Annotated in this window: 24 protein-coding genes; 13 read left to right on the forward strand and 11 right to left on the reverse strand. The window is 60.8% G+C overall.

The genetic code is table 11. From position 1 onward, the window contains the following. Nucleotides 1–23: 23 nt before the first annotated feature. Nucleotides 24–1,406, forward strand: a complete 1,383-nt coding sequence (locus tag CXQ82_RS22750; RefSeq protein ID WP_101272394.1) for a sodium:solute symporter — start codon at nucleotides 24–26, stop codon at nucleotides 1,404–1,406. A gap of 204 nt (nucleotides 1,407–1,610) precedes the next feature. Here the strand turns inward: CXQ82_RS22750 and CXQ82_RS31705 are convergent, their stop codons facing one another. Next, a complete protein-coding gene (locus CXQ82_RS31705; RefSeq protein ID WP_256347311.1) occupies nucleotides 1,611–1,733 on the reverse strand; it encodes a PA1414 family protein in 123 nt (40 codons plus the stop codon). A gap of 142 nt (nucleotides 1,734–1,875) precedes the next feature. Then, nucleotides 1,876–2,769, reverse strand: a complete 894-nt coding sequence (locus CXQ82_RS22760; RefSeq protein ID WP_101272395.1) for a LysR family transcriptional regulator — start codon at nucleotides 2,767–2,769, stop codon at nucleotides 1,876–1,878. 103 nt (nucleotides 2,770–2,872) lie between these two features. Here CXQ82_RS22760 and CXQ82_RS22765 point away from each other — a divergent pair, with 103 nt between their 5' ends. Continuing rightward, nucleotides 2,873–4,078, forward strand: a complete 1,206-nt coding sequence (locus tag CXQ82_RS22765; protein WP_101272396.1) for a YbfB/YjiJ family MFS transporter — start codon at nucleotides 2,873–2,875, stop codon at nucleotides 4,076–4,078. Here the strand turns inward: CXQ82_RS22765 and CXQ82_RS22770 are convergent. The 3 genes from CXQ82_RS22770 to CXQ82_RS22780 form a co-directional block, all read right to left on the reverse strand. After that, on the reverse strand, nucleotides 3,990–5,432 hold the full coding sequence (locus CXQ82_RS22770; RefSeq protein WP_101272397.1) for an NCS1 family nucleobase:cation symporter-1: 1,443 nt from the start codon (nucleotides 5,430–5,432) through the stop codon (nucleotides 3,990–3,992). The genes CXQ82_RS22765 and CXQ82_RS22770 overlap by 89 nt on opposite strands. Before the next feature lie 186 nt (nucleotides 5,433–5,618). Further along, on the reverse strand, nucleotides 5,619–6,017 hold the full coding sequence (locus CXQ82_RS22775) for a DUF2177 family protein (protein ID WP_101272398.1): 399 nt from the start codon (nucleotides 6,015–6,017) through the stop codon (nucleotides 5,619–5,621). Between the two features lie 52 nt (nucleotides 6,018–6,069). Continuing rightward, nucleotides 6,070–6,906, reverse strand: coding sequence for a S1 RNA-binding domain-containing protein (locus tag CXQ82_RS22780; protein WP_017845295.1), 837 nt, complete (start codon nucleotides 6,904–6,906; stop codon nucleotides 6,070–6,072). Between the two features lie 323 nt (nucleotides 6,907–7,229). Here CXQ82_RS22780 and CXQ82_RS22785 point away from each other — a divergent pair, with 323 nt between their 5' ends. The 3 genes from CXQ82_RS22785 (at nucleotide 7,230) to CXQ82_RS22795 (ending at nucleotide 9,270) form a co-directional block, all read left to right on the forward strand. Beyond that, the gene (locus CXQ82_RS22785) at nucleotides 7,230–7,409 is read left to right on the forward strand and encodes a hypothetical protein (RefSeq protein ID WP_003193095.1); all 180 of its coding nucleotides are present in this window, start codon (nucleotides 7,230–7,232) and stop codon (nucleotides 7,407–7,409) included. A 205-nt stretch (nucleotides 7,410–7,614) separates the two neighbouring features. Next, a complete protein-coding gene (locus tag CXQ82_RS22790; RefSeq protein ID WP_101272399.1) occupies nucleotides 7,615–8,337 on the forward strand; it encodes a TorF family putative porin in 723 nt (240 codons plus the stop codon). 66 nt (nucleotides 8,338–8,403) lie between these two features. After that, nucleotides 8,404–9,270 (forward strand): DUF6279 family lipoprotein, encoded by an 867-nt coding sequence (locus CXQ82_RS22795; protein ID WP_101272400.1) that lies wholly within the window; start codon nucleotides 8,404–8,406, stop codon nucleotides 9,268–9,270. Nucleotides 9,271–9,320: 50 nt separating this feature from the next. On the opposite strand, the gene CXQ82_RS22800 is transcribed toward CXQ82_RS22795, so the two are convergent. After that, nucleotides 9,321–9,710, reverse strand: a complete 390-nt coding sequence (locus CXQ82_RS22800; protein ID WP_101272401.1) for a transcriptional regulator — start codon at nucleotides 9,708–9,710, stop codon at nucleotides 9,321–9,323. A 156-nt stretch (nucleotides 9,711–9,866) separates the two neighbouring features. Here CXQ82_RS22800 and CXQ82_RS22805 point away from each other — a divergent pair, with 156 nt between their 5' ends. Then, entirely contained in the window at nucleotides 9,867–10,142 is a 276-nt protein-coding gene (locus tag CXQ82_RS22805; protein ID WP_101272402.1) for a hypothetical protein, read from the forward strand. Between the two features lie 49 nt (nucleotides 10,143–10,191). On the opposite strand, the gene CXQ82_RS22810 is transcribed toward CXQ82_RS22805, so the two are convergent. Continuing rightward, nucleotides 10,192–11,538, reverse strand: a complete 1,347-nt coding sequence (locus CXQ82_RS22810; protein ID WP_033900634.1) for a DEAD/DEAH box helicase — start codon at nucleotides 11,536–11,538, stop codon at nucleotides 10,192–10,194. A gap of 193 nt (nucleotides 11,539–11,731) precedes the next feature. Between CXQ82_RS22810 and CXQ82_RS22815 the strand changes: the two genes are divergently transcribed. Next, nucleotides 11,732–13,030, forward strand: a complete 1,299-nt coding sequence (locus CXQ82_RS22815; RefSeq protein WP_101272403.1) for a mechanosensitive ion channel family protein — start codon at nucleotides 11,732–11,734, stop codon at nucleotides 13,028–13,030. 83 nt (nucleotides 13,031–13,113) lie between these two features. Further along, nucleotides 13,114–14,391, forward strand: a complete 1,278-nt coding sequence (locus CXQ82_RS22820; protein WP_101272404.1) for an OprD family porin — start codon at nucleotides 13,114–13,116, stop codon at nucleotides 14,389–14,391. A 48-nt stretch (nucleotides 14,392–14,439) separates the two neighbouring features. Here the strand turns inward: CXQ82_RS22820 and CXQ82_RS22825 are convergent, their stop codons facing one another. Next, the gene (locus CXQ82_RS22825; protein WP_101272405.1) at nucleotides 14,440–15,084 is read right to left on the reverse strand and encodes a hydrolase; all 645 of its coding nucleotides are present in this window, start codon (nucleotides 15,082–15,084) and stop codon (nucleotides 14,440–14,442) included. Nucleotides 15,085–15,225: 141 nt separating this feature from the next. Between CXQ82_RS22825 and CXQ82_RS22830 the strand changes: the two genes are divergently transcribed. Next, nucleotides 15,226–16,131: a LysR family transcriptional regulator gene (locus CXQ82_RS22830; protein ID WP_101272406.1), complete on the forward strand. Its 906-nt coding sequence runs from the start codon at nucleotides 15,226–15,228 to the stop codon at nucleotides 16,129–16,131. Here CXQ82_RS22830 and CXQ82_RS22835 read toward each other — a convergent pair. From CXQ82_RS22835 to CXQ82_RS22845, 3 genes are all read right to left on the reverse strand, one after another. Next, nucleotides 16,076–16,957 (reverse strand): carboxylate/amino acid/amine transporter, encoded by an 882-nt coding sequence (locus tag CXQ82_RS22835; protein WP_101272407.1) that lies wholly within the window; start codon nucleotides 16,955–16,957, stop codon nucleotides 16,076–16,078. The two genes, CXQ82_RS22830 and CXQ82_RS22835, sit on opposite strands and share 56 nt — an antisense overlap. A gap of 202 nt (nucleotides 16,958–17,159) precedes the next feature. Next, a complete protein-coding gene (locus CXQ82_RS22840) occupies nucleotides 17,160–17,759 on the reverse strand; it encodes an FMN-dependent NADH-azoreductase (protein WP_101272408.1) in 600 nt (199 codons plus the stop codon). Nucleotides 17,760–17,910: 151 nt separating this feature from the next. Then, nucleotides 17,911–18,225: a 3-phosphoglycerate kinase gene (locus CXQ82_RS22845; RefSeq protein WP_101272409.1), complete on the reverse strand. Its 315-nt coding sequence runs from the start codon at nucleotides 18,223–18,225 to the stop codon at nucleotides 17,911–17,913. Nucleotides 18,226–18,274: 49 nt separating this feature from the next. On the opposite strand from CXQ82_RS22845, the gene CXQ82_RS22850 reads away from it, so the two are divergent. The 4 genes from CXQ82_RS22850 (at nucleotide 18,275) to CXQ82_RS22865 (ending at nucleotide 22,544) form a co-directional block, all read left to right on the forward strand. Next, nucleotides 18,275–19,198, forward strand: a complete 924-nt coding sequence (locus CXQ82_RS22850) for a LysR family transcriptional regulator (RefSeq protein ID WP_101272410.1) — start codon at nucleotides 18,275–18,277, stop codon at nucleotides 19,196–19,198. A gap of 14 nt (nucleotides 19,199–19,212) precedes the next feature. After that, nucleotides 19,213–20,016 carry an alpha/beta fold hydrolase gene (locus tag CXQ82_RS22855; RefSeq protein WP_101272411.1) on the forward strand — a complete coding sequence of 268 codons (804 nt, stop codon included), beginning with the start codon at nucleotides 19,213–19,215 and terminating at the stop codon, nucleotides 20,014–20,016. Between the two features lie 3 nt (nucleotides 20,017–20,019). Then, entirely contained in the window at nucleotides 20,020–20,616 is a 597-nt protein-coding gene (locus CXQ82_RS22860; protein WP_101272412.1) for a peptidylprolyl isomerase, read from the forward strand. Between the two features lie 95 nt (nucleotides 20,617–20,711). After that, nucleotides 20,712–22,544 carry an ABC transporter ATP-binding protein gene (locus CXQ82_RS22865; protein WP_101272413.1) on the forward strand — a complete coding sequence of 611 codons (1,833 nt, stop codon included), beginning with the start codon at nucleotides 20,712–20,714 and terminating at the stop codon, nucleotides 22,542–22,544. Nucleotides 22,545–22,686: the final 142 nt, after the last annotated feature.

Genomic DNA, 22,686 nt, shown 5'->3' on the forward strand with positions numbered 1-22,686 from the left:
ACAATAATCGGAGAACCGCCGTCATGGCTTTGGATTTATTCGTCGTACTCATCTACGCCGCCGGCATGCTTGTGCTCGGCTATTACGGCATGCGCCGCGCCAAGACCCACGAAGACTACCTGGTAGCCGGGCGCAACCTGGGCCCGACGCTGTACATGGGCACCATGGCCGCCACGGTATTGGGCGGTGCATCCACCGTCGGCACCGTGCGCCTGGGCTATGTGCACGGCATCTCCGGCTTCTGGCTATGCGCCGCGCTGGGCATGGGGATCATTGCGCTGAACCTGTTCCTGGCCAAGCCGCTGCTGAAGTTGAAGATTTTCACCGTGACCCAGGTGCTGGAAAAACGCTACAACCCCATGGCCCGCCAGGCCAGTGCAGTGATCATGCTGGCCTACGCGCTGATGATCGGTGTGACCTCGATCCTGGCCATCGGCACCGTGCTGCAAGTGCTGTTCGGCCTGCCGTTCTGGATTTCGGTGCTGTTGGGCGGTGGCGTGGTGGTGGTGTATTCGACCATCGGCGGCATGTGGTCGCTGACCCTCACCGACATCGTGCAGTTCGTGATCAAGACCGTCGGCCTGATGTTTATCCTGCTGCCGATCTGCCTGTACCGCGTCGGCGGCTGGGACGAACTGGTGGCCAAGCTACCGGCGTCAAGCTTCAGCTTCACCGCGATCGGCTGGGACACGATCATCACCTACTTCATGATCTACTTCTTCGGCATCCTGATCGGCCAGGATATCTGGCAACGGGTGTTCACCGCCCGTGACGAAAAGGTTGCCAAGTATGCCGGCACCTTCGCGGGTTTCTACTGCATCCTTTATGGCCTGGCGTGCGCACTGATCGGCATGGCCGCCCATGTGCTGATTCCAGACCTGGATAACGTCAACAACGCGTTTGCGGCCATCGTGAAAATGTCGCTGCCCGACGGAATCCGGGGCCTGGTGATTGCCGCTGCACTGGCCGCGATGATGTCCACTGCCAGCGCCGGCCTGCTGGCGGCCTCCACTGTATTGACCGAAGACCTGCTGCCGCGTTTGCGCGGGGGTAAACAATCGAGCCTGAACATCAATCGCCTGTTCACCCTGCTGACCGGTATTGCCGTGCTGGGCATTGCGCTGGTGGTGAGCGATGTGATCAGCGCCCTGACCCTGGCCTACAACCTGTTGGTGGGCGGCATGCTGATCCCCCTGATCGGGGCGATTTTCTGGAAACGTGCAACGACGTCGGGGGCAATCACCTCGATGACCCTGGGCTTTGCGACCGCACTGGCGTTCATGATCAAGGATGGCTTGGACGCGAACACGCCGATCTACTACAGCCTGGCGGTAGGCCTGGTGAGTTTTGTGCTGGTGAGTTTGCTCTCGCGCCGACCGGAAGCGGTGGCGGCTCGGGCGGCTTAAGAAAGCATAGAACGTCGAAGGGTTTCTTCAGCGGGCGCGACGTCGGATGTCGCGCCCGTTTTTTTTGCCTTGTACAAAATAATTGTGGGAGCGGGCTTGCTCGCGAAGGCGGTGGGTCAGTCAACATCGCCGTTAACTGACCCACCGCCTTCGCGAGCAAGCCCGCTCCCACCTTTTAATTCTGGGCGGCCTTAAGACAAGGGCCTACCGGCGACGTGGCCGACGCTGCTCGTCATCCGTACGAATGGGCACCGGTTGCAGCGGCGGCTCGATCAAGCCCAGTGCAACTCCAACGTCGTGGAGCCAGTTTTGGATTTTCTCTTTCATGGTTGCCCCCTTTGAGGGTAATGCTGGTAGGCGCAAGTTCTATCGCCCTTTCCTACATTGATAGTAGCCCTAAGTCCTACGTAATGCTTGAACGAAAGCACAACGAACTATTACTGAATTGATCTGAATCCTGACTGATCGTTCAAGCAATCGCGCGCGTGTCTGGCAATAACTCGGCCTTGCCCTCTTGTTGCAGGTCGATCCACGCATTGAGGTTAGCGCCGAGCATACCCTTTCGCCACATCAGCCAGGTCGTCGCAGTGGCAAAAGGCCCTGTCAACGGATGAACGGACACGCTGTCCTTGCCCGGCAGGCTCTCAAGCATGGATTCGGACATCAGCGCCACGCCGGAACCGGCGATCACGCACGCCAGCATGCCTTGATAGGACTCGATCTCGATGGCGCGCCCCATGGCCACCCGCTCGTGGGAAAACCACGTTTCCAGGCGCGTACGGTAGGCGCAACTGCGTCGGAAAGTGAACACCGAACGCCCGGCAACATCCTGCGGCCCGCGCACCGGCGGGTGATCAGCCTCGCAGATAAGGACCAGGCGCTCTTCGCACAAGGGCACGCCGTCCAACGTGGCGACCGTGACTGGCCCGTCCACAAAGGCCGCATCCAGGCGCCCGGTGATCAGCCCTTCGAGCAGCTCACCGCTGGGCGCCGATTGCACCTGCAAGTTCACCATCGGATACGACTTGTGATAACGCGCCAACAGCTTCGGCAAGTGCACCGCCGCCGTGCTGTACATGCTGCCGAGGACAAAATCACCAGCCGGTTGCCCGCCCTGCACGGCGCCATGGGCTTCGTCATGCAGTGCCAGCAGACGGGTGCTGTAGTCCAGCAACACCTTGCCGGCAGGAGAAAGCTGCAAACGCTGACGCTCGCGCACGAACAGCTCTACGCCCAACTGTTCCTCCATCTGCTTGAGGCGGGTCGACAGGTTGGACGGCACCCGGTGCAGGCGCTCGGCTGCCCGGGTAATGGAGCCCTCTTCGGCCACGGCCTGGAAAATCCGCAATTGACTGAACTCCATACCTTTCTCCAAAACTGAACAAGTTACTCACTATTATTCATTTTTACAGAAAGTCAATGCGTTCTAGGCTGGAGGCCTTCGCTTCTTTGCAGGAAACCTGAGCATGTCCCCGCTGATCCGCTTACTCGCCAGTTTTATCGCCTTGATGATGGCCATGGGCATTGGCCGCTTCGCCCTCACCCCGCAGCTGCCGCACCTGCTCAGCGAAGGGCAGATCGACCTGACCGGCGCCGGGCTGATTGCCGCCGCCAACTACCTCGGTTACTTCGTCGGTGCGGTGGATTCGATCTTCGCCCGCAGCCACCACCATGTGCGCGGCCGCCTGTATGGCGGGCTGTGGCTGTGCGTGTTGCTGACGTTCGCGTCGTATTGGGCCCACGGGTTCTGGCCGCACCTGCTGTTGCGCTTTGGTACCGGCGTCGCCAGTGCCTGGGCGCTGGTGATGATCACCAGCCTGAGCCAGCCGCTGGCGATCGCCGCCGGACGTCCACGCCTGGGAGCCCTGGTGTTTGCCGGGCCTGGGCTGGGGATTCTGTTGACCGGCCTGCTGGCGCTGGGCTCCAACCTGTTGGGCCAAGATTCCGCAACGTTGTGGCTGGTGTATGGCGTCGTCGCGCTGCTGATGTTGCTGGCGATCCTGCCCTTTCTACCGAAGCCCGCCGCTGGCACACCGCTGGCCAGCCATACGGATGCAAGCAGCAACGGCAGCATTGCACACCTGTGCTGGATCTATGTGTTGTACGGTTTGGGCTACATCATTCCGGCGACCTTCCTGTCGCAGATGGCCAGCGCGCAGTTCAAGGGGGCCTGGCAGGCCGACCTGTTCTGGCCATGCTTTGGCCTGGCGGCGGCGCTTGGCGTGGTGGTCGCGAGCCTGCGTCGCAAAGACCCAGACACCACCCGCCGCTGGCTGATGACCACCTTATGGCTGCAAGCCGCCGGGGTCTTCGCCTGCTTGCTGGGCAATGGCTGGGGGTTGGCGCTGGGCGTGTTGCTGTGCGGCGCGCCGTTCCTGGCGTGCATGCAACTGGTGATGGCGCGCCTGCGAGATGTGGCGCCCCACGGTTACCAGCGCAGCACCGGGCTGCTCACCGCCAGCTTTGCCATGGGCCAACTGAGCGGCCCGTTGCTGGCGTCGGTAAGCAGCCGCCTCAGCGGCGGCCTGCAGCCGGCGCTGGTGATCGCCGGCGCTGGCTTGTTGCTGGCGGGCGGGATTCTGCTCAGCCCGCAACCAGCGGCGCTGGCTCGCGAACCCGCTCACGCCGTGCCAACACCAGGAAAAACAGCCCACCCAGGAAGCACCCGGTAAACCAGGCGAAATTGGCCACGCCCTGCAACGCCGGGGTGAAGGTGATCGCGACGCCCACCAGCGTCGCGGGCACCAGCGCCTTGACCGCCGTCCAGTTCACGCCGCCGTCGAAGTAATAACGCCCGCTCGGGCTGTCATCGAACAGTGCATCCACGTCGATCTGCTGCTTTTTGATCAGGTAGAAATCCACCAGCAGAATCCCGAACAGCGGGCCAATGAACGCCGCAAGGATATCCAGGGTGTAGTGGATCATCAGCGGGTTATTGAACAGGTTCCACGGGGTGATGAAAATCGACGCCACCGCCGCGATCATCCCACCGGCACGCCAGCTGATTTTGCTCGGCGCGACGTTGGCGAAGTCAAACGCCGGGGACACGAAGTTGGCGACAATGTTGATGCCGATGGTCGCGGTGACGAAGGCGAAGGCGCCGAGCAGCACCGCCATGCTGTTATCGATACGCGAGACGGTGGCAATCGGGTCGTGGAGCATTTCGCCAAACACCGGCAAGGTGCCCGACACGATCACCACGGTCACCAAGGAAAACGCCAGGAAATTCACCGGCAGCCCCCAGAAATTACCGCGCCGTACATCGTGCATGCTGCGGCAGTAACGGCTGAAGTCGCCGAAATTCAGGGTTGGCCCGGAGAAGTAGGACACCACCAAGGCCGTCGCCACAATCACCTGGCCAAATGCCTGCCAGCCAGACAGGGATTTTTCCGACAGCGTGAAGCTGATATTCGCCCAGCCCGCCTTCCACACGATCCAGCCGGCCAGGGCAAACATCACCGCGTACACTACCGGCCCCGCCCAGTCGATAAAGCGGCGGATGGACTCCATGCCAGCCCAGAACACAGCCGCCTGGAGCACCCACAGACTAAGGAAACCAAACCAGCCCAAGTAAGACAAGCCGGCGAAATGCGGCTCTGCATACACCGCCATTTGTGGGAAAAAGCGCAGCACCACAATGATCAAGGCACTCGACGCCAGGTACGTCTGAATCCCATACCAGGCCACGGCGATCAAGCCGCGGATCACCGCAGGAATATTCGCGCCAAACACGCCAAAGGCCAGCCGGCAAATCACCGGATACGGCACCGCCGCTTGCTGGCTCGGCTTGGCCACCAGGTTGGCAATCAATTGCACGATGCAGATACCCGCCAGCAAGGCGATCAACACCTGCCAACTGGCGAGGCCGAGGGCGAACAGGCTGGCCGCGAATACATAGCCGCCGACGCTGTGCACGTCGCTCATCCAGAAGGCAAAGATGTTGTACCAGGTCCATTTTTGCGGCAGTGGGCCCAGGTCCTGGTTGTACAGGCGCGGGCTGTAGCCTTTGGGCAATTGTTCGGTCATCGCTGGGCTCCTCGAAATACCTGCCTGCGCTGCCGTAGCGGGTGCATACGGTAGGCGGCACAGTTTGTATACGAGACAGTCAGCAGAATACGTGCCAATGGCACACAATCCCTCTACAACGGCGTTCCAAAGGGTTGATATACGGCAGCAGCGCTCAGCAACGGTGCACGAAAATCCTGTACACAATCATTGGTGCACTCGATGTGCACACAGATAGCCAACCGTACAACATGCCGCCGTGAGGAAGGTGCCCCACGCCATGTCCATCACCGCCAAACCGGCAGACCAACCTTGCAAGGTGGCCCAGTTGCTCAGGTCGTAGGTGCCGTAGGCGACCAGGCCCAGTAATGCGCCCAGGCGTGCAGCCCGTTGCCAACTGCCGCTTGGCAGGACCACGAACACCACGCAACCGAGGGCATACAGTAGATAGAAGAGTACGGCGGGGAGCAGGCGCGGCTGATCAAGCATCAGCGAGCCGAGCAGGGTTTTGTAGGTCGGCCCCATGAGGACGCCGAGCCAGAGGCCATCGAGCAGCAAAAAAGCCAGCAAGGTGCCGAGGTAAGCAAACAGCGATTTTCTGGACATGGATGCAACCTCTGTAGGAGCCCATTGGCTCCTACAGAAGAGCAAACTGCACTCAGCTTAGTTCAATGCGATCCGCGTGGATCACGATCTGGCCCTGCTTGTACAGTGCGCCAATCGCCTTCTTGAAGTTACCCTTGCTCACGCCAAACAAGTTGCTGATCACGGCCGGGTCGCTCTTGTCGCTGACCGGCAGGGAGCCGTTGTTTTCACGCAACTTGGCGAGGATCTTCGAGTTGAGGCTCGACGCCGCTTCCTGACCAACCGGTTGCAGGCTCAGGCTGATATTGCCGTCGGCGCGGATCTCTTTGATAAAGCCTTTTTCTTCCTTGCCCGGACGCAGGAACTTGAACACTTCGTTCTTGTGGATCAGGCCCCAGTGCTTGTTGTTGATGATTGCCTTGAAGCCCATGTCGGTCGCCTCGGCCACCAACAGGTCGACTTCCTGGCCCACCTGGTAGTTGGCGGGGGTCTTGTCCAGGTAACGATCAAGCCGCGCCGTCGCGGTGATGCGCTTGGTGTGCTTGTCGAGGTAGACATGCACGACACAATATTCACCAGCGGTCATCTGGCGCTTTTCTTCCGAATACGGCAGCAACAGATCCTTGGGCAAACCCCAGTCGAGGAATACACCAATGCTATTGACTTCGACTACTTTCAAACTGGCGAACTCGCCCACTTGAACTTTCGGCTTTTCAGTCGTGGCGATAAGTTTGTCATCGCTGTCCAGATAGATGAAAACGTTAAGCCAGTCTTCATCTTCACTGGGAATATCTTTGGGGATGTACCGATTAGGCAAGAGGATTTCACCGTCTTGCGCACCGTCCAGGTACAAACCGAAGTTAGTGTGTTTAACCACTTGCAAACTGTTGTAGCGCCCGACTAAAGCCATTTCCAATTACCCTCATTGCGTGGGCGACATTCTACCCGAGTTGCGCCCGCCACGCGCGCGCGCCGGAAAAATCCCGGGCTGGCGTGGCGTTCTACTGGCACCGCCCCGCTCGTCCGATCAATCGGCTGAATTCCACAACGCCGCACGTGCCGATTAGCGGCGTGGTTTTGATTTAAAACAGTAAGTTAGCGGTTTATTTCGACGATTAACTTTGCCTATTTCGAGCTGCACCGCTTATTCCTGGGGGATATTTACCAAGCAATTGTCAAGTATTTCCTGTACGATGCCTGGCCAAGTTAATTTTCTACAGGTTAGTGGCCGCCATGCGCGTAAAAGCATCCAACAGCAAAGCAAAGCCAGCTCCCGCCGTTGAAACCAGCGAATCGATCAACAGCCAGATTGCTGCTTTCCTCAAGTCCGGCGGCGAAATCCAGCAAATTGCCAAGGGCGTGAGCGGCCAGACTTTCGGCCCGTCCAAGCAGATCAGCCTGGGTAAGAAGTAACACCACGCAACACACCTGGTCCCTAAGCGCCTTGCCATCAAGGCGCTAGGACTAGAGCTCGAAACCCCCTCTGCACAGATCCAATATCACCCTAATCGACGAACGGGCCTCACCGCCAGGCATTCGCCGGTATCCTTGCACACGTCTAGCACGGGCATCTGCCGCCCTTCTTCGTTACTGCTCCTCGCTTTTCATGGAGTGAAGCATGCTCAAACCCTGCATTTTCCTGCTTGCCGCCCTGGCCGCCAGCCCCCTTGCCGAAGCGCAGATTTTCCAGCGTGAATTGGGCGACTTCGACCTGAAATTAGGCACCACGCCCAGCCGCAGCATGGCCCAAGGCCTGGTCAAGCCGACCTCACCGGGCAGCGACGCGTTTCATGGCGGCCTCGACCTGAGCCACGACAGTGGCCTGTATTTCGGCCAGTTTTCACCGAGCATGGGCCTGTCCCCCAGCAGCAACCTTGAAGTCGACTCCTACATGGGCTTCAAACACCCCTTCGACCAGACCCTGGGCTACGAAGTGGGCTTGATCCACTACAGCTACCCCAAACTCAGCCCCCTCGACAGCCAGGAGTTCTACGGCGGCCTGAACCTGCTGGGCAACCGCTTCGGCGCCTCCTTCAGCAATGACCCGGACCGCCAGGACAGCACGCTGTTTGCCGACCTCGGCGGTACGCAGCCCTTCGGCATCGGCGTCAGCATGAAATACACCACCCATCAGTTGGGCACCCCGGTTTCGGTGGCAGGCGGTTCCATCAGCACTTTCAGCGACTGGTCGGTGCAGTTCTCGCGGCAGTGGATGGGCGTTGACCTGAACCTGATCTACAGCGACTCCAGCCTCAGCGGCGGCGACTGCTCGGCCTACTCTGGACACAATTCGCAATGCGATGGCCTGTTGACGCTGAAGGCTGCGCGGTCGTTTTATTAATCGGCTGAACTGTCGCGCCCGCCGCAGGTTCACATGAATTAACTCCCACAGCCCAAGGATTCGCCCATGCTGCGTCGGCTAAAACTACTGTTGGTGTTGCTGAGCCTGAGCCTGGTGCTCGCCAGTTGCAGCCGCGTGGGCCTGGCCTACCGCAACCTTGATGTGATCATTCCCTGGACCCTCAATGACTACCTGGACATGAATGCCGGGCAGAAGAGCTGGTTCAACGACAAACTCAAGGAACACCTGGCCTGGCACTGCACCACACAATTGCCCGGCTACCTGGACTGGCTGGACCGCCTGCAACAAATGGCCGATGACAACCAGGTCACCGATGCCGCGTTGAAGGCCCGTACGGTCGAAGCCGAGCAAGCCATCGCCGACGTCGCCCGTGAGATCACCCCGTCAGCCATCGAGCTGCTCAAAGGGCTGGATGATCAACAGGTCCAAGAGATGAACAACGCCTTGGCCAAGGACCTGCGCAAACGCCAGGACGAATACCTCAAGCCGCCGCTGGAGCAGCAGATCAAGGAGCGCGCCACGCGCATGAGCAAACGCCTGGACACGTGGATGGGCCCGCTGAGTACCAGCCAGCAAAACCGCGTGACCGCCTGGTCCATTGCCTTGGGTGATCAGAATCAAGAGTGGATCGGCAACCGGGCCCGGTGGCAGGCGCAATTTATCGACGCGGTGCAGCAACGCCAAAGCGCCGACTTCCCGCAGAAGATGCGGCAATTGCTGGTGGATCGCGAGAGCCTGTGGACCCCGGAGTATCGCGCGGCCTATGCACAGACAGAAGCTGCGGCGCGTAGCCTGATAGTCGACTTGATGGCTGAAAGTACTGTGCAGCAGCGGCTGAAGCTGACGCAAAAAATCGACGGCGTGCGCAGCGACTTCAAAGCCCTCAAATGCTTCAAGGCCGCCGCAATTTAAAAATGTGGGGGGACTTGCACCCTCCCACATTTTGATCCGCGTCTTACCAGTCAGGCTATCTGTGCCTTGGAGGCCACTTCAGCAAAGGTCGCCGGGTCCAGCGCATCCGCCTGTTCATCCAGGACCTGGCGTGGGTGGTCGTTGCCCGGGATCGAGCTGTCGATCAGCGCCAGCAATTGCGCGCCCAACGGGGTCAAAATGAAATTCTCCCCGTTGCCGCCCTCATCCTCTGGTCGCGTCTCAATAAACCCACGCTTGAACAGCAGCGCCTCGTAATCCGCAGCAGTCTTTTTCAGTGTGTCCAGGTTACCCGTGTCTTCGCCCGCCGTGGCCTTCTCGGCGGCTTCCTGCTCGGCGTATTTGCGCGGAGCGAAGCTGCCTTCGCCGTTCTGCACTTCGTGCAGCAAACGTTCGATCAAATCCCAGTTGTAAGTCGTCATCCTGATTCCTCCTGCAGGCCGGTGGAAAGTAGCCCGTCTACAGGTGTGACCCCAGTGCGCCATCCACCGTTCAACCGGCCGGACGGGCGTCATTTCTCTGAACTTTCCAGACGTTCGCGCCCTCAACCGTACATCATCGCCAAGGAGGTCCGAAACATGAAAACCCTGAGAAACCTGGCCATCGCCGCCGCACTGCTCACCGCCCTGCCCGTGTGGGCCTGCACACCCGAAGAGGCCACGGCCAAGCGCGAAGCGCTGGCCAAGGAAGTGACCCAACTGACCGAGCAGAACCCGACCAAAGCCAAGGAAATGAATGCCGAGCTACAGAAGATGGACCTGGACACCGAAAGCGCGGAATTCCCCGACAAGTGCCAGTTGATCGACGCACGCATGCAAGAATTGAAGGAAGCCGCCGCCAAGGCAAAAAACTGAGGGCATAAAAAAACCGGACAATGTCCGGTTTTTTCACAGCCCTTAAGCCTTACTCGGCAGCCGGTGCTTCAGGCTTGCGGCGCTTGAGCGGTGCCATGCCGTCCTTGCTGACGAGCGACAGGTTGTCGGTCTTCGGCCGGTTGGCGATCTTGCGCTTGGTCGGCGACTTGGCGCCGGTTTTCTTCTTGTCACCCTTGGCGTCGGTCTTTTTCTTCTTCACGCCAACGGCCTTGCCCGACGCCTTGACCTTCTTCGGCCCGGTGTAGGTGCCTTTGACTTCCTTGATAGTGCGGCGCTCGAACGACTGCTTGAGGTAGCGCTCGATGCTCGACATCAGGTTCCAGTCGCCGTGACAGATCAGCGAGATGGCCAGGCCATCGTTACCGGCACGCCCGGTACGGCCGATACGGTGCACGTATTCGTCGCCGCTGCGCGGCATGTCGAAGTTGATCACCAGGTCCAGGCCGTCAACGTCCAGGCCGCGCGCGGCGACGTCGGTAGCCACCAGGATCTTCACGCCGCCAGCCTTCAGGCGGTCGATGGCCAGCTTGCGATCCTTCTGGTCTTTTTCGCCGTGCAGCACGAACGCCTTGTATTCCTGGGCCACCAGGCGACCGTAGATACGGTCAGCCGCAGCGCGGGTGTTAGTGAACACAATGGCTTTCTGGTAAGTCTCGTTGGCCAGCAGCCAGTTGAGGATCTGCTCTTTGTGCACGTTGTGGTCAGCGGTGACGATCTGCTGACGCGTGGTCGCGTTCAGGTCGCTGACGTTGTTGACCTGCAGGTGCTCAGGGTTGTTCAGGACCTTGGCGACCATGTCGCGCAGGGTCGAACCGCCGGTGGTGGCGGAGAACAGCATGGTCTGCTGGCGGTTGACGCACTCGGCCACCAGACGCTGCACGTCGTCGGCAAAGCCCATGTCGAGCATGCGGTCGGCTTCGTCCAGCACCAGCACTTCGACTTCCTTGAGGTCGAGGTTGCCGGCGTTGAGTTGCTCGATCATGCGGCCCGGAGTACCGATCAGGATATCCGGCACCTTGCGCAGCATGGCGGCCTGGACCTTGAAGTCTTCGCCGCCGGTAATGATGCCGGACTTGATGAAGGTGAACTGCGAAAAGCGCTCCACTTCCTTCAAGGTCTGCTGGGCCAGCTCGCGGGTCGGCAGCAGGATCAGGGTCTTGATGCTGACGCGGACCTTGGCCGGGCCGATCAGGCGATTCAGAACCGGCAGGACGAAAGCGGCGGTCTTGCCGCTACCGGTTTGCGCCGTCACCCGCAGGTCACGCCCTTCGAGCGCGAGCGGGATGGCCGCTGCTTGCACAGGCGTAGGCTCGACAAATTTAAGCTCGGCCACGGCTTTGAGCAGGCGTTCGTGCAGGGCGAATTGGGAAAACACGGGTGCTACCTCGAAGAAATACAAAAAATCAGCTGCATAGGGTACCGGTTTCGGGCGCCCAAACCGAGTGTCTTTACGCGAACGGCGCTAATCAGCTGCTTTTTTGTCAGGACATTTGTCCGGAACGTCAACTTTGTCGCACTTAAATGCTCTAATCGGCCCGTCATGTCTTAAAGAAGAATTGCTTCCACCCATGGATATCAAACAGCTCTGGCTCAACGCCCAGGATCTCTGGGGCGCCCTCGATGAACACCCGCTGCTGCATGCCAGCCTCGGTTTACTGGTGTTGCTGGTGGTGGCCCTGTTGCTCGGACGGGTGGCACGCTACCTCATCCTCCATGCCGTCAAATTGCTCGGCCGGCAACCGGCGCTGCATTGGCTCAACAACCTGCGCCACAACAAAGTCTTCCATCGCCTGGCACAGATGACGCCGTCGCTGGTGATCCAGTTCGGCCTGTACCTGGTGCCGGACCTGAGCAAAACCGCCATCCTGTTCATCGGCAACGTGGCCCTGGCACTCACCATCCTGTTCATGACGCTGGCCGTGAGCGCCCTGCTCAATGCCCTGCTGGACATCTACGCGCGCACCGAACATGCGCGCACGCGCTCTATCAAGGGCTACGTGCAACTGGCCAAGATGGTGCTGTTCGTGTTTGCCGCGATCATCATCGTCGCCACCTTGATCGACCGTTCGCCGCTGTTGCTGCTGTCGGGGCTGGGTGCGATGTCAGCGGTGATCCTGTTGGTGTACAAGGACACACTGCTGTCGTTCGTCGCCAGTGTGCAACTGACCAGCAACGACATGCTGCGCGTCGGCGACTGGATCGAAATGCCCCAGGTCGGCGCCGACGGCGATGTGGTCGACATCACTTTGCATACGGTCAAGGTGCAGAACTTCGACAAGACCATTGTCTCCATCCCCACCTGGCGCCTGATGTCCGAGTCGTTCAAGAACTGGCGCGGCATGCAGGCCTCCGGCGGGCGCCGGATCAAGCGCAGCCTGTATATCGACGCCAGCGGCGTGCGCTTTTTGCGCGACGACGAAGAAGTGCGCATGACCCAAGTGCATCTGCTCACCGACTACATCGGCCGCAAACAGGCCGAACTCAAGGCCTGGAACGAAGCCCAGGGGCACAGTGCACAACTGTCGGCCAACCGCCGCCGCATGACCAACCTCGGCACCTTCCGCGCCTACGCCCTGGCCTACCTGAAGAGCCACCCGGACATCCAGCCGAACATGACCTGCATGGTGCGCCAGATGCAAACCACCGCCCAGGGCGTGCCGCTGGAGATCTACTGCTTCACCCGAACCACGGCATGGGCCGATTACGAGCGCATCCAGGGGGATATCTTCGATTACCTGCTGGCGGTGTTGCCGGAGTTTGGCTTGAGCCTGTATCAGCAGCCGAGCGGCAATGATTTGCGCGCGGGCGGATTGCCCGCCGTGCTGGGCGCCAGCTACCTGCCTGCCACGGAAAAAGCCGCGATCTAGAGCGATTCAGCACAGCCATCCAATCGCTGCGCTGAACATTTGGCGACCCTTGGCCTCATTGGGAATCCTTTGAGGCAACGCCGATGCGCGCTCCAACCTTGTACTCACTGCTGCTGGCCAGCACCTGCAACAGCGTGATGGCGGCGGGGTTTATCGAGGACTCAAGCCTCGATGTGCTCAGCCGCAATTTCTACCTCGACAACAAAGAGCGCTCGCCTGCGAGCAAACCGCACAAAGAGGAATGGGCCCAGGGCTTTATCGCCACGTTCGCCTCCGGGTTCACACCGGGCACGCTGGGCGTAGGGGTCGACGCCCATGCCTTTGTCGGCCTGAAACTCGACGGTGGCAGAGGCCATTCCGGCACCGGCCTGTTGCCCGTGGACAGCGACGGCCGCAGCGAGCGCGACTATTCCAGTGCAGGCGGCACACTCAAGCTGCGCCTGGCGAAAACCACCCTGTCGGTGGGCGAAATGACTGTCGAAACGCCGGTGTTCGACACCTCGGACAAACGCCTGCAACCCGAATACGCCAGCGGCCTGCTGCTGGACAGCCGAGACATCGACGCCCTGCATTGGCAGGCCGGCCACTTCACTGCCTTCAAGAACCAGGACGCGTCCAGCGGGCATGGCGACTTCAACGGTTATGGCGCGAGCACCCGCAGTGGCGCCATCGATTTTCTCGGTGGGCAGTTCTTCGAAGGCCAGCCGGTGGGTGGCGCACTGTACACCTCGCAATTGAGCGACACCTGGCGCCAGTACTACGCCAACCTGCATTGGTCGCCGGCCGGCTGGTTGTTCGACGGCAATATCTACCGTAGCGAGGATCAAGGCCGCGCGGTGGCTGGCGCCATCGCCAACACTGCCTACAGCCTGGCCGGCAAATACAGCTTCGCCGCACAGTCGGTGACCCTGGCCTATCAGAAGATCAACGGCAACACGCCTTTCGACTTTGTCGGCGGTGACTCCATCTACCTCGCCAACTCGATCAAATACGCCGATTTCAACGGACCCGGCGAAGGCTCCTGGCAGCTTCGCTATGACCTCAACCTGGCCACCTTCGGCATTCCCGGCATGAAGTTCATGACCCGCTACGTGACCGGCCGCGGCATCGACGGCACCCACGCGCCCCAGGGCGGCGCCTACAACCCACTGGATGCGGACAGCGGCACCTACCAGCCGCAGCAAGGCCAAGGCGGACGCCATTGGGAACGCGATATCGACCTGCATTACGTGGTGCAATCCGGCCCGGCCAAGGACCTGTCGGTGCAACTGTCCCATGTCAGCCATCGCGCCAACAACGCCCAGGCCGGCGACGATATCGACCGCGTGTACGTGGTGGTCGAATACCCGATCAAACTCTAGACGCACAAAAACGGCACACCTCACGGTGTGCCGTTTTTTTAGGTCGCCTTACTTGACCTGACGCTGCGGCGCGCCGTGCACCATGGTGTAGGCGTAATCCACGCCCATGCCGTAGGCGCCGCTGTGGTCGCGCACCAGGTCCATGACTTCGTCGTAGGTGTCTTTGTGGGCCCAGTCGCGCTGGTATTCGAGCAGTACTTGCTGCCAGGTCACCGGCACCGCGCCGGCCTGGATCATGCGCTGGATCGACATGTCGTGGGCTTCCTTGGTGGTGCCGCCGGACGCGTCGGTGACGATGTACACCTCGTAGCCTTCAGCCAGGGCTTCCAGGGCCGGGAAGTTCAGGCAGACCTCGGTCCACAGCGCGGCCATGATCAGTTTCTTGCGGCCAGTGGCCTTCACCGCGGCGACCAGCGCCTTGTCTTCCCAGGAGTTCATCGAGGTGCGCTCGATCGGTTGTTGGTCGGGGAACACGCTGAGCAGTTCCGGCCAGATGTAACCGCTGAAGCTTTTGGTTTCCACCGAAGTGAAGATCGTCGGAACGTTGAAGATCTTGGCCGCCTTGGCCAGGGCCACGGTGTTGTTCTTCAGGGTCTGGCGGTCGATGGACTGCACACCGAAGGCCATCTGTGGCTGGTGGTCGATCAGGATCAGGGTGGAGTTGGCTGGGTTGAGCAATTCGCGAATGGACATGGTGATTTCCCTTTAATGGTCTGCAGTTGGTTTCAAAGTGCTTCCAGCGTTGCTGGCGGCTTGGAAGTAACTTTACGGGCTGGCCAATATCGAGACAATTACCTAAAATCTGGATTCATTGATTCTAAAAAAGGGACAATTATGGACCGCATCGAGTGCATGCGTGCGTTCGTCGTCACCGTCGGCGAAAACGGCTTCGCCGCCGCGGCCCGCGCCATGGACGTGCCACGTTCAAAAGTGAGCAAGCAGATCCAGGCGCTGGAAGAAGCCATCGGCGTGCAATTGCTGCAACGCACCACCCGCAGCCTGCATTTGACCGAAGCCGGCGCGGAGTACTTCGAAGCGGCGCGGGAAGTGATCGCGGCGCTGGACGAAGCCGAGCAGCGCGCACGTGACGGGGTTGGCGAGTTACGCGGGGTACTGCGGGTGAATGCGCCGATGTCGTTCGGGCTGCACCGGCTGGGGCGGCTGATCCCGCTGTTTCATGAGCAACACCCGAACATCGAGTTGCAACTGGTGCTCAGCGACCAGCAGGTGGACCCGGTGCGCGGCGGTTTCGACGTGACCATCCGCATCGCCAGCCTGCCGGACTCCACCATGATTGCCCGCCAGCTGGCACCCGCGCCGCGCATCATGGTCGCGTCGCCGGCCTATCTGGAGCGTGCCGGCACCCCGCAAACGCCGCAGGATCTGCGCCAGCATCAATGCTTGAACTACGGCTACCTGCAAAGCGGCGTCAGCCTCCAACTGAGCAACGGCAAGGACACCCAGCGCGTCAACGTCACCGGCCCGTTGCACGCCAACAACGGCGACTTGCTGGCCCAGGCGGCCGAGGCCGGCATGGGCATTGCCTTGCTACCGGACTTTATCGTCGAAAACGCCCTGGCCGCCGGGCGCCTGGTGCCGGTGCTCTGCGAGTGGCAGGCCCCGGCGATCAGCGTGAATGCGGTCTACTCGTCGGCGCGGCGGGTGCCGCAGAAGACCCGGGCATTCATTGAGTTTTTGCTGGCGCAATTGGCGCCGCCGAACGCACGCCCAGGCGACTGATCCACACCGCCCCCACAATCACCACCCCGCCGAGGGCCAAGCGGCCCAGCGGTTCGTGCTGGTTCCAGATCAGCAGGTTGAGCAACAGCCCCACCGGCACATGCAGGTTGTTCATCACCGCCAGCGTGCCGCCCTGCACCAGGCAGGCGCCCTTGTTCCACCAATACATGCCCAGCGCGGTGCTGACCAAGCCGAGGAACACCAGCACGCCCCATTGCAGCGGTGCATCCGGCAGGAAGTTGCTCTTGCCGAACAACAGGAACGCCGGCAGCACCACGATCAAGGCGCCGAGGTAGAAATACCCGAAGCGCCGGTAATGCGGCAGGTCGCTCGGGTAACGCGCCACCAGGTGCTTGTACATTACCTGCCCGGCGGCATAGGTGAAGTTGGCCAGTTGCAGCAGCAGGAAGCCCATCAGGAAGTGCGGGGTAATCTGGTCGAAGCGGATCACCGCCGCGCCCGCCACCGCCACCAGTGCGGCGATCAGCGCCCAAGGATTGAAGCGGCGGTTGAGGGCGTCTTCGATCAGGGTGACATGCAGCGGCGTGAGGATGGTGAACAGCAGCACTTCGGGCACCGTGAGCACACGAAAGCTCAGGTACAGGCACACGTAGGTCACACCAAACTGCAACGCGCCGATCACCAGCATGCCGCGCATGAAGCCCGGTTCCACCGAGCGCCAGCGGGTCAGCGGGATAAATACCAGCCCAGCCAGCACGACGCGCACCAGCACGGCGAAGTAGCTGTCGACATGACCGGCGAGGTATTCGCCGATCAAGCTGAAGGAAAATGCCTGAATCAGGGTGACAACCAGTAGATAGCCCATGCGCGCCTCGTTTCGAATGGGCGGGACATTAAAGGTTTTCGACGTTTGAAGAAACTCGGGGCAAAAAAAACCCGACCTCGCTAAAGCGTCAGTCGGGCAGGAGCACTCAGGAGCAAAAGTGCAAAGGGAGGTTCGTTACGCGTACTTGAAGGGTTTGCGTGGGTGAATATAAACACCCGCCGATTATGTGACGATTAAACGATCAGGCCACCTGTGCCAGCAGGGCCTTGGCGTGGTTGATGCCCTTTTCCTGGAAGTCACCGCTCAGGTTCACGCCCTCGGCATGAATGAAGGTGACGTCGTGGATCCCGATAAACCCCATCACCTGGCGCAGGTACGGTTCCTGGTGATCGGAGCTGGCACCGGTGTGGATGCCGCCACGGGCGGTCAACACAATGGCGCGCTTGCCGCTGAGCAAACCCTGAGGGCCGGTAGGCGTGTACTTGAAGGTCACACCGGCCCGCAACACGTGGTCCAGCCAGGCTTTGAGGGTGCTGGGGATGGCGAAGTTGTACATCGGCGCGGCCAGTACCAGCACGTCGGCGGCCAGCAGTTCATCGGTCAATTCGTTGGAGCGGTCGAGGGAAGCCTGTTCGCTGCCATTGCGCTGATCTGCCGGTTTCATCCAACCGCCGAGCAGGTCGGCGTCCAGATGCGGCACCGGGTTGAGGGCCACGTCACGTACGGTGATCTGATCCGCCGGATGGGCCGTTTGCCATTGGCTGATGAACTGCCGGGTCAGTTGGCGGGAAATCGAATCCTGTTGGCGGGCGCTGCTTTCGATGATCAGAACATTGGACATGGCTTCGTAGGCTCCATCTGTATTTGCTGTAAGTCGATGGAGTGAAGATTAAACAGAGCCAATTCGATAAAAAAGCGCAAAAAACTGCTACAACCCATCTAGAAATTTGTTTATATGCGGAGTATTCCTGTAGACATGCTCCGCTGCTGCTTTATTTTGGGGCGCACGTCAGGGCGATTCGCATCTTGATAATGGCGCGATTGAACTTGACCGTGGTGTTGGTGCTTTTACCCGCCGGTACCGTCACCGTGCGACGGCGTGGCGATTCCGGGCCGTTGGTGAAGATGACCGAACACACGGCGTCATTGGTGCCGTAGTTGTTCAGTTGGATCGAGCTGATGTCGCCGTCCACGTCGGACGCGGTGTAGTCCAGGCTTACGCCGTCGATCTTTTTAGTCACGTCGATAGGGTAGGCAAACGCGCTCAGCGGCAGCAGCGCCAGCACTACACAACAGAATTTTCTCATTCGGCAGTCTCCAATAAGGACTGCCAGCTTAGGACAAGAGGAACACATCTTGAAAGCGCCCCGCGTTACCCTCGATCAATGGCGCACGCTGCAAGCCGTGGTCGACCATGGCGGCTTCGCCCAGGCGGCCGAAGCACTGCACCGTTCGCAGTCTTCGGTGAGCTACACCGTGGCCCGCATGCAAGACCAGCTCGGCGTGCCGCTGCTGCGCATCGACGGGCGCAAGGCGGTCCTCACCGAGGCCGGTGAGGTGCTGCTGCGCCGCTCCCGGCAACTGGTCAAAAACGCCAGCCAGCTCGAAGACCTCGCCCACCATATGGAGCAGGGCTGGGAAGCCGAAGTGCGCCTGGTGGTGGATGCCGCCTACCCCAACGCGCGGCTGGTGCGCGCCCTCACCGCCTTTATGCCGCAAAGCCGTGGCTGCCGGGTGCGCCTGCGTGAAGAGGTGCTGTCCGGTGTCGAGGAGCTGTTGATGGAAGGCGTGGCCGACCTGGCCATCAGCGGCTTCAGCATCCCCGGCTACCTGGGCACGGAAATGAGCGACGTGGAATTCGTCGCCGTGGCCCACCCCGAACACGCCTTGCACCGCATGAAGCGTGAACTCAGCTTCCAGGACCTGGAAAGCCAGATGCAGGTGGTGATCCGTGACTCCGGCCGCCAGCAACCCCGCGACGTCGGCTGGCTCGGCGCCGAACAGCGCTGGACCGTCGGCAGCCTGGCCACCGCCGCCGCCTTTGTCGGCAGCGGCCTGGGCTTTGCCTGGCTGCCCCGGCACATGATCGAACGCGAACTCGCCGAAGGCGTGCTCAAGCAGCTACCCTTGGAACAGGGCGGCAGCCGCCACCCTACGTTCTACTTGTACTCGAACAAGGACAAACCCTTGGGGCCGGCGACGCAGATCCTCGTGGAGTTGCTGCGCACCTTTGACACCGCCCCTCTGGACGCGCCTTTCGCCGCCCCGCAGCAAGCCTGAAACGGAGTTCACCCATGGCCTGGTTCGACCATGAAGGATGCAGCCTGCACTACGAGGAATATGGCCAGGGCACCCCGCTGATCCTGATCCACGGCCTGGGCTCCAGCTGCCAGGATTGGGAGCTGCAGATCCCGGTACTGGCCAGGCACTACCGCCTGGTCGTGGTGGATGTACGCGGCCACGGGCGCTCCGATAAACCCCGCGAGCGCTACAGCATCGAGGGTTTCACCTTTGACCTGGTCGCCCTGATCGAACACCTGGACCTGCCTCCCGCCCATGTGGTGGGTTTGTCCATGGGCGGCATGATCGCCTTCCAGTTGGCGGTGAGCGAACCGGGCCGGGTCAAGAGCCTGTGCATCGTCAACAGCGCACCCGAGGTCAAGCTGCGTAAGCCCCATGAATACTGGTGGTGGGTGCAGCGTTGGACGCTGGCGCGCGTGCTCAGCCTGGCCACCATCGGCAAGGCCCTTGGCGACCGGCTGTTCCCCAAACCAGAACAGGCCGACCTGCGCCGCAAGATGGCCGAACGCTGGGCAAAAAACGACAAACGTGCTTATCTCGCCAGCTTCGATGCGATTGTGGGCTGGGGTGTGCAGGAACGACTTTCCCGAATTACCTGTCCAACCCTGGTCATCAGCGCCGACCACGACTACACCCCCGTGGCGCACAAAGAAATCTATGTAAAACTGCTGCCCGATGCGCGCTTGGTGGTGATCGAAGATTCCCGCCATGCCACGCCCTTGGATCAACCCGAAGTCTTTAACACCACACTGCTCGATTTTCTAAAGACAGTCGAAACCACTACCCAGGATCACTGACCCATGCTGAAAAAAATCGCCTTCTTTGCCGGCTCCTTTCTGTTCGCTGCCAACCTGATGGCCGCCACCGCAGCCGCACCGGCCAAACCTGCTGCACCGGCCAAGTCCAGCGCGCCACACGTACTGATCAGCACCACCAACGGCGACATTGAAATCGAACTGGACCCGGTCAAGGCGCCGATCAGCACCAAGAACTTCCTGGCCTATGTCGACAAGGGCTTCTACACCAACACGATTTTCCACCGTGTGATCCCGGGCTTCATGGTCCAGGGCGGCGGGTTCACCGCGCAGATGTCGCAAAAGCCGACCGAAGCGCCGATCAAGAACGAAGCCAGCAACGGCCTGCACAACGTGCGTGGCACCTTGTCGATGGCACGCACCTCGAACCCGGATTCGGCCACCAGCCAGTTCTTCATCAACGTGGCTGACAACGCCTTCCTCGACCCGGGCCGCGATGCCGGTTACGCCGTATTCGCCAAAGTGGTCAAGGGCATGGATGTGGTCGACATCATCGTCAACTCGCAGACCACCACCAAGCAAGGCATGCAGAACGTGCCTATCGATCCTGTCCTGATCAAGTCGGCCAAGCGCATCGACTGAGGTCTGCAGGGCGCTCTTTAAGTAGCCCCGCGCGAGGCTCACAAGGCACCGCGCGCATTTGAACAGGAGAGCCCGCCAGGCGGGCGTCAACCCTAATGCTCTATCGTCGTTTTGAACAACTGATCGATATTTTCCGCGACGCCCCCAGCGTGGCCCCTCCCGACAAAGTCCTGCCCTTCTACCTCTACTACCTGCGCCAGGTGTGGCCGTGTTTTGCCGCGCTGTTGGTGGTGGGCCTGATCGGTGCGTTGATCGAAGTGGCGCTGTTCAGCTACCTGAGCCGCATCATCGACCTGGCCCAGGGCACGCCGCCCGCCAATTTCTTCCAGATCCACAGCACCGAGCTGATCTGGATGGCCGTGGTCGCCCTGCTGCTGCGCCCGATCTTCGGCGCCCTGCACGACCTGCTGGTGCACCAGACCATCAGCCCCGGCATGACCAGCCTGATCCGCTGGCAGAACCACAGCTACGTGCTCAAGCAGAGCCTGAACTTCTTCCAGAATGACTTCGCCGGGCGTATTGCCCAGCGCATCATGCAAACCGGCAACTCCCTGCGCGATTCCGCCGTGGCGGCGGTGGACGCGATCTGGCACGTGGCGATCTACGCCATCAGTTCGCTGGTGCTGTTTGCCGAGGCCGACTGGCGCCTGATGATCCCACTGGTGACCTGGATCATCGCCTACAGCCTGGCCCTGCGTTACTTCGTGCCACGGGTGAAGGAGCGCTCGGTGATTTCCTCCGAAGCGCGCTCCAAATTGATGGGCCGCATCGTCGACGGCTACACCAATATCACCACCTTGAAGCTATTCGCCCACACCCATTACGAGCAGGAATACGCCAAGGAAGCGATCATCGAACAAACCGAAAAAACCCAGCTGGCCAGCCGCGTGGTCACCAGCATGGACATCGTGATCACCACCATGAACGGCCTGCTGATCGTCACCACCACCGCCCTGGCGCTGTGGTTGTGGACGCAGTCGCTGATCTCCGTGGGCGCCATCGCCCTGGCCACAGGCTTGGTGATTCGTATCGTCAACATGTCCGGCTGGATCATGTGGGTGGTCAACGGCATTTTCGAAAACATCGGCCAAGTTCAGGACGGCCTGAAAACCATCGCCCAACCGCTGGCGGTGATCGACCGCGAGAATGCCCCGCGCCTGAGCGTGCCCGAGGGCGAGGTACGTTTTGAACAGGTGGATTTCCACTACGGCAAAAAGAGCGGGATCATTGGCGGCCTGAACCTGGAGATCAAGGCCGGTGAAAAAATCGGCCTGATCGGCCCGTCCGGCGCGGGCAAGTCGACCCTGGTCAACCTGCTGCTGCGCCTGTACGACCTGCAAGGCGGGCGCATCCTGATCGACGGCCAGAACATCGCCGAGGTGGCCCAGGAGTCCTTGCGCGAACAGATCGGCATGATCACCCAGGACACCTCCCTGCTGCACCGCTCGATCCGCGACAACCTGCTGTACGGCAAGCCCGACGCCACCGACGAAGAGCTTTGGGCCGCCGTGCACAAGGCTCGCGCCGATGAGTTCATCCCACTGCTGTCGGACGCCGAAGGCCGCACCGGGCTGGATGCCCATGTGGGTGAGCGCGGCGTGAAACTCTCCGGCGGGCAGCGTCAGCGGATCGCCATCGCACGCGTACTGCTCAAGGACGCGCCGATTCTGATCATGGACGAAGCCACCTCAGCGCTGGACTCAGAAGTGGAAGCGGCGATCCAGGAAAGCCTGGAAACCCTGATGCAAGGCAAGACGGTGATAGCCATCGCGCACCGGCTGTCGACCATTGCGCGGATGGACCGCCTGGTGGTGCTGGAAAAAGGCCAGATCGCCGAGAGCGGCAGCCATGCCGAGTTGCTGGCGCACAAGGGGTTGTACGCGCGGTTGTGGCAGCATCAAACCGGCGGGTTTGTCGGCATCGACTGAAGCAAACACCGTTCAAAATGTGGGAGGGGGCTTGCCCCCGATTGCGCTGTATCAGTGGCAGACGAGCTGACTGACATGCCGCCATCGGGGGCAAGCCCCCTCCCACATTTGATCGCAGTCGTTCAGCAGCATTTGCGTAAAA

The organism is Pseudomonas sp. S09G 359 (assembly GCF_002843605.1).
In the GTDB taxonomy this organism is placed as follows: Bacteria; Pseudomonadota; Gammaproteobacteria; order Pseudomonadales; family Pseudomonadaceae; genus Aquipseudomonas.

Excerpts from the sequence above, each read along its gene's own strand:
- CXQ82_RS22780 (WP_017845295.1), bottom strand. The coding sequence starts at position 6,906 with ATGGCTTTAGTCGGGCGCTACAACAGTTTGCAAGTGGTTAAACACACT.
- CXQ82_RS22765 (WP_101272396.1), top strand. The coding sequence starts at position 2,873 with ATGTCCCCGCTGATCCGCTTACTCGCCAGTTTTATCGCCTTGATGATG.
- CXQ82_RS22760 (WP_101272395.1), bottom strand. The coding sequence starts at position 2,769 with ATGGAGTTCAGTCAATTGCGGATTTTCCAGGCCGTGGCCGAAGAGGGC.
- CXQ82_RS31705 (WP_256347311.1), bottom strand. The coding sequence starts at position 1,733 with ATGAAAGAGAAAATCCAAAACTGGCTCCACGACGTTGGAGTTGCACTG.
- CXQ82_RS22865 (WP_101272413.1), top strand. The coding sequence starts at position 20,712 with ATGCTCTATCGTCGTTTTGAACAACTGATCGATATTTTCCGCGACGCC.
- CXQ82_RS22750 (WP_101272394.1), top strand. The coding sequence starts at position 24 with ATGGCTTTGGATTTATTCGTCGTACTCATCTACGCCGCCGGCATGCTT.
- CXQ82_RS22800 (WP_101272401.1), bottom strand. The coding sequence starts at position 9,710 with ATGACGACTTACAACTGGGATTTGATCGAACGTTTGCTGCACGAAGTG.
- CXQ82_RS22770 (WP_101272397.1), bottom strand. The coding sequence starts at position 5,432 with ATGACCGAACAATTGCCCAAAGGCTACAGCCCGCGCCTGTACAACCAG.
- CXQ82_RS22830 (WP_101272406.1), top strand. The coding sequence starts at position 15,226 with ATGGACCGCATCGAGTGCATGCGTGCGTTCGTCGTCACCGTCGGCGAA.
- CXQ82_RS22820 (WP_101272404.1), top strand. The coding sequence starts at position 13,114 with ATGCGCGCTCCAACCTTGTACTCACTGCTGCTGGCCAGCACCTGCAAC.
- CXQ82_RS22860 (WP_101272412.1), top strand. The coding sequence starts at position 20,020 with ATGCTGAAAAAAATCGCCTTCTTTGCCGGCTCCTTTCTGTTCGCTGCC.
- CXQ82_RS22795 (WP_101272400.1), top strand. The coding sequence starts at position 8,404 with ATGCTGCGTCGGCTAAAACTACTGTTGGTGTTGCTGAGCCTGAGCCTG.
- CXQ82_RS22805 (WP_101272402.1), top strand. The coding sequence starts at position 9,867 with ATGAAAACCCTGAGAAACCTGGCCATCGCCGCCGCACTGCTCACCGCC.
- CXQ82_RS22825 (WP_101272405.1), bottom strand. The coding sequence starts at position 15,084 with ATGTCCATTCGCGAATTGCTCAACCCAGCCAACTCCACCCTGATCCTG.
- CXQ82_RS22835 (WP_101272407.1), bottom strand. The coding sequence starts at position 16,957 with ATGGGCTATCTACTGGTTGTCACCCTGATTCAGGCATTTTCCTTCAGC.
- CXQ82_RS22855 (WP_101272411.1), top strand. The coding sequence starts at position 19,213 with ATGGCCTGGTTCGACCATGAAGGATGCAGCCTGCACTACGAGGAATAT.
- CXQ82_RS22840 (WP_101272408.1), bottom strand. The coding sequence starts at position 17,759 with ATGTCCAATGTTCTGATCATCGAAAGCAGCGCCCGCCAACAGGATTCG.
- CXQ82_RS22785 (WP_003193095.1), top strand. The coding sequence starts at position 7,230 with ATGCGCGTAAAAGCATCCAACAGCAAAGCAAAGCCAGCTCCCGCCGTT.
- CXQ82_RS22790 (WP_101272399.1), top strand. The coding sequence starts at position 7,615 with ATGCTCAAACCCTGCATTTTCCTGCTTGCCGCCCTGGCCGCCAGCCCC.
- CXQ82_RS22815 (WP_101272403.1), top strand. The coding sequence starts at position 11,732 with ATGGATATCAAACAGCTCTGGCTCAACGCCCAGGATCTCTGGGGCGCC.
- CXQ82_RS22845 (WP_101272409.1), bottom strand. The coding sequence starts at position 18,225 with ATGAGAAAATTCTGTTGTGTAGTGCTGGCGCTGCTGCCGCTGAGCGCG.
- CXQ82_RS22775 (WP_101272398.1), bottom strand. The coding sequence starts at position 6,017 with ATGTCCAGAAAATCGCTGTTTGCTTACCTCGGCACCTTGCTGGCTTTT.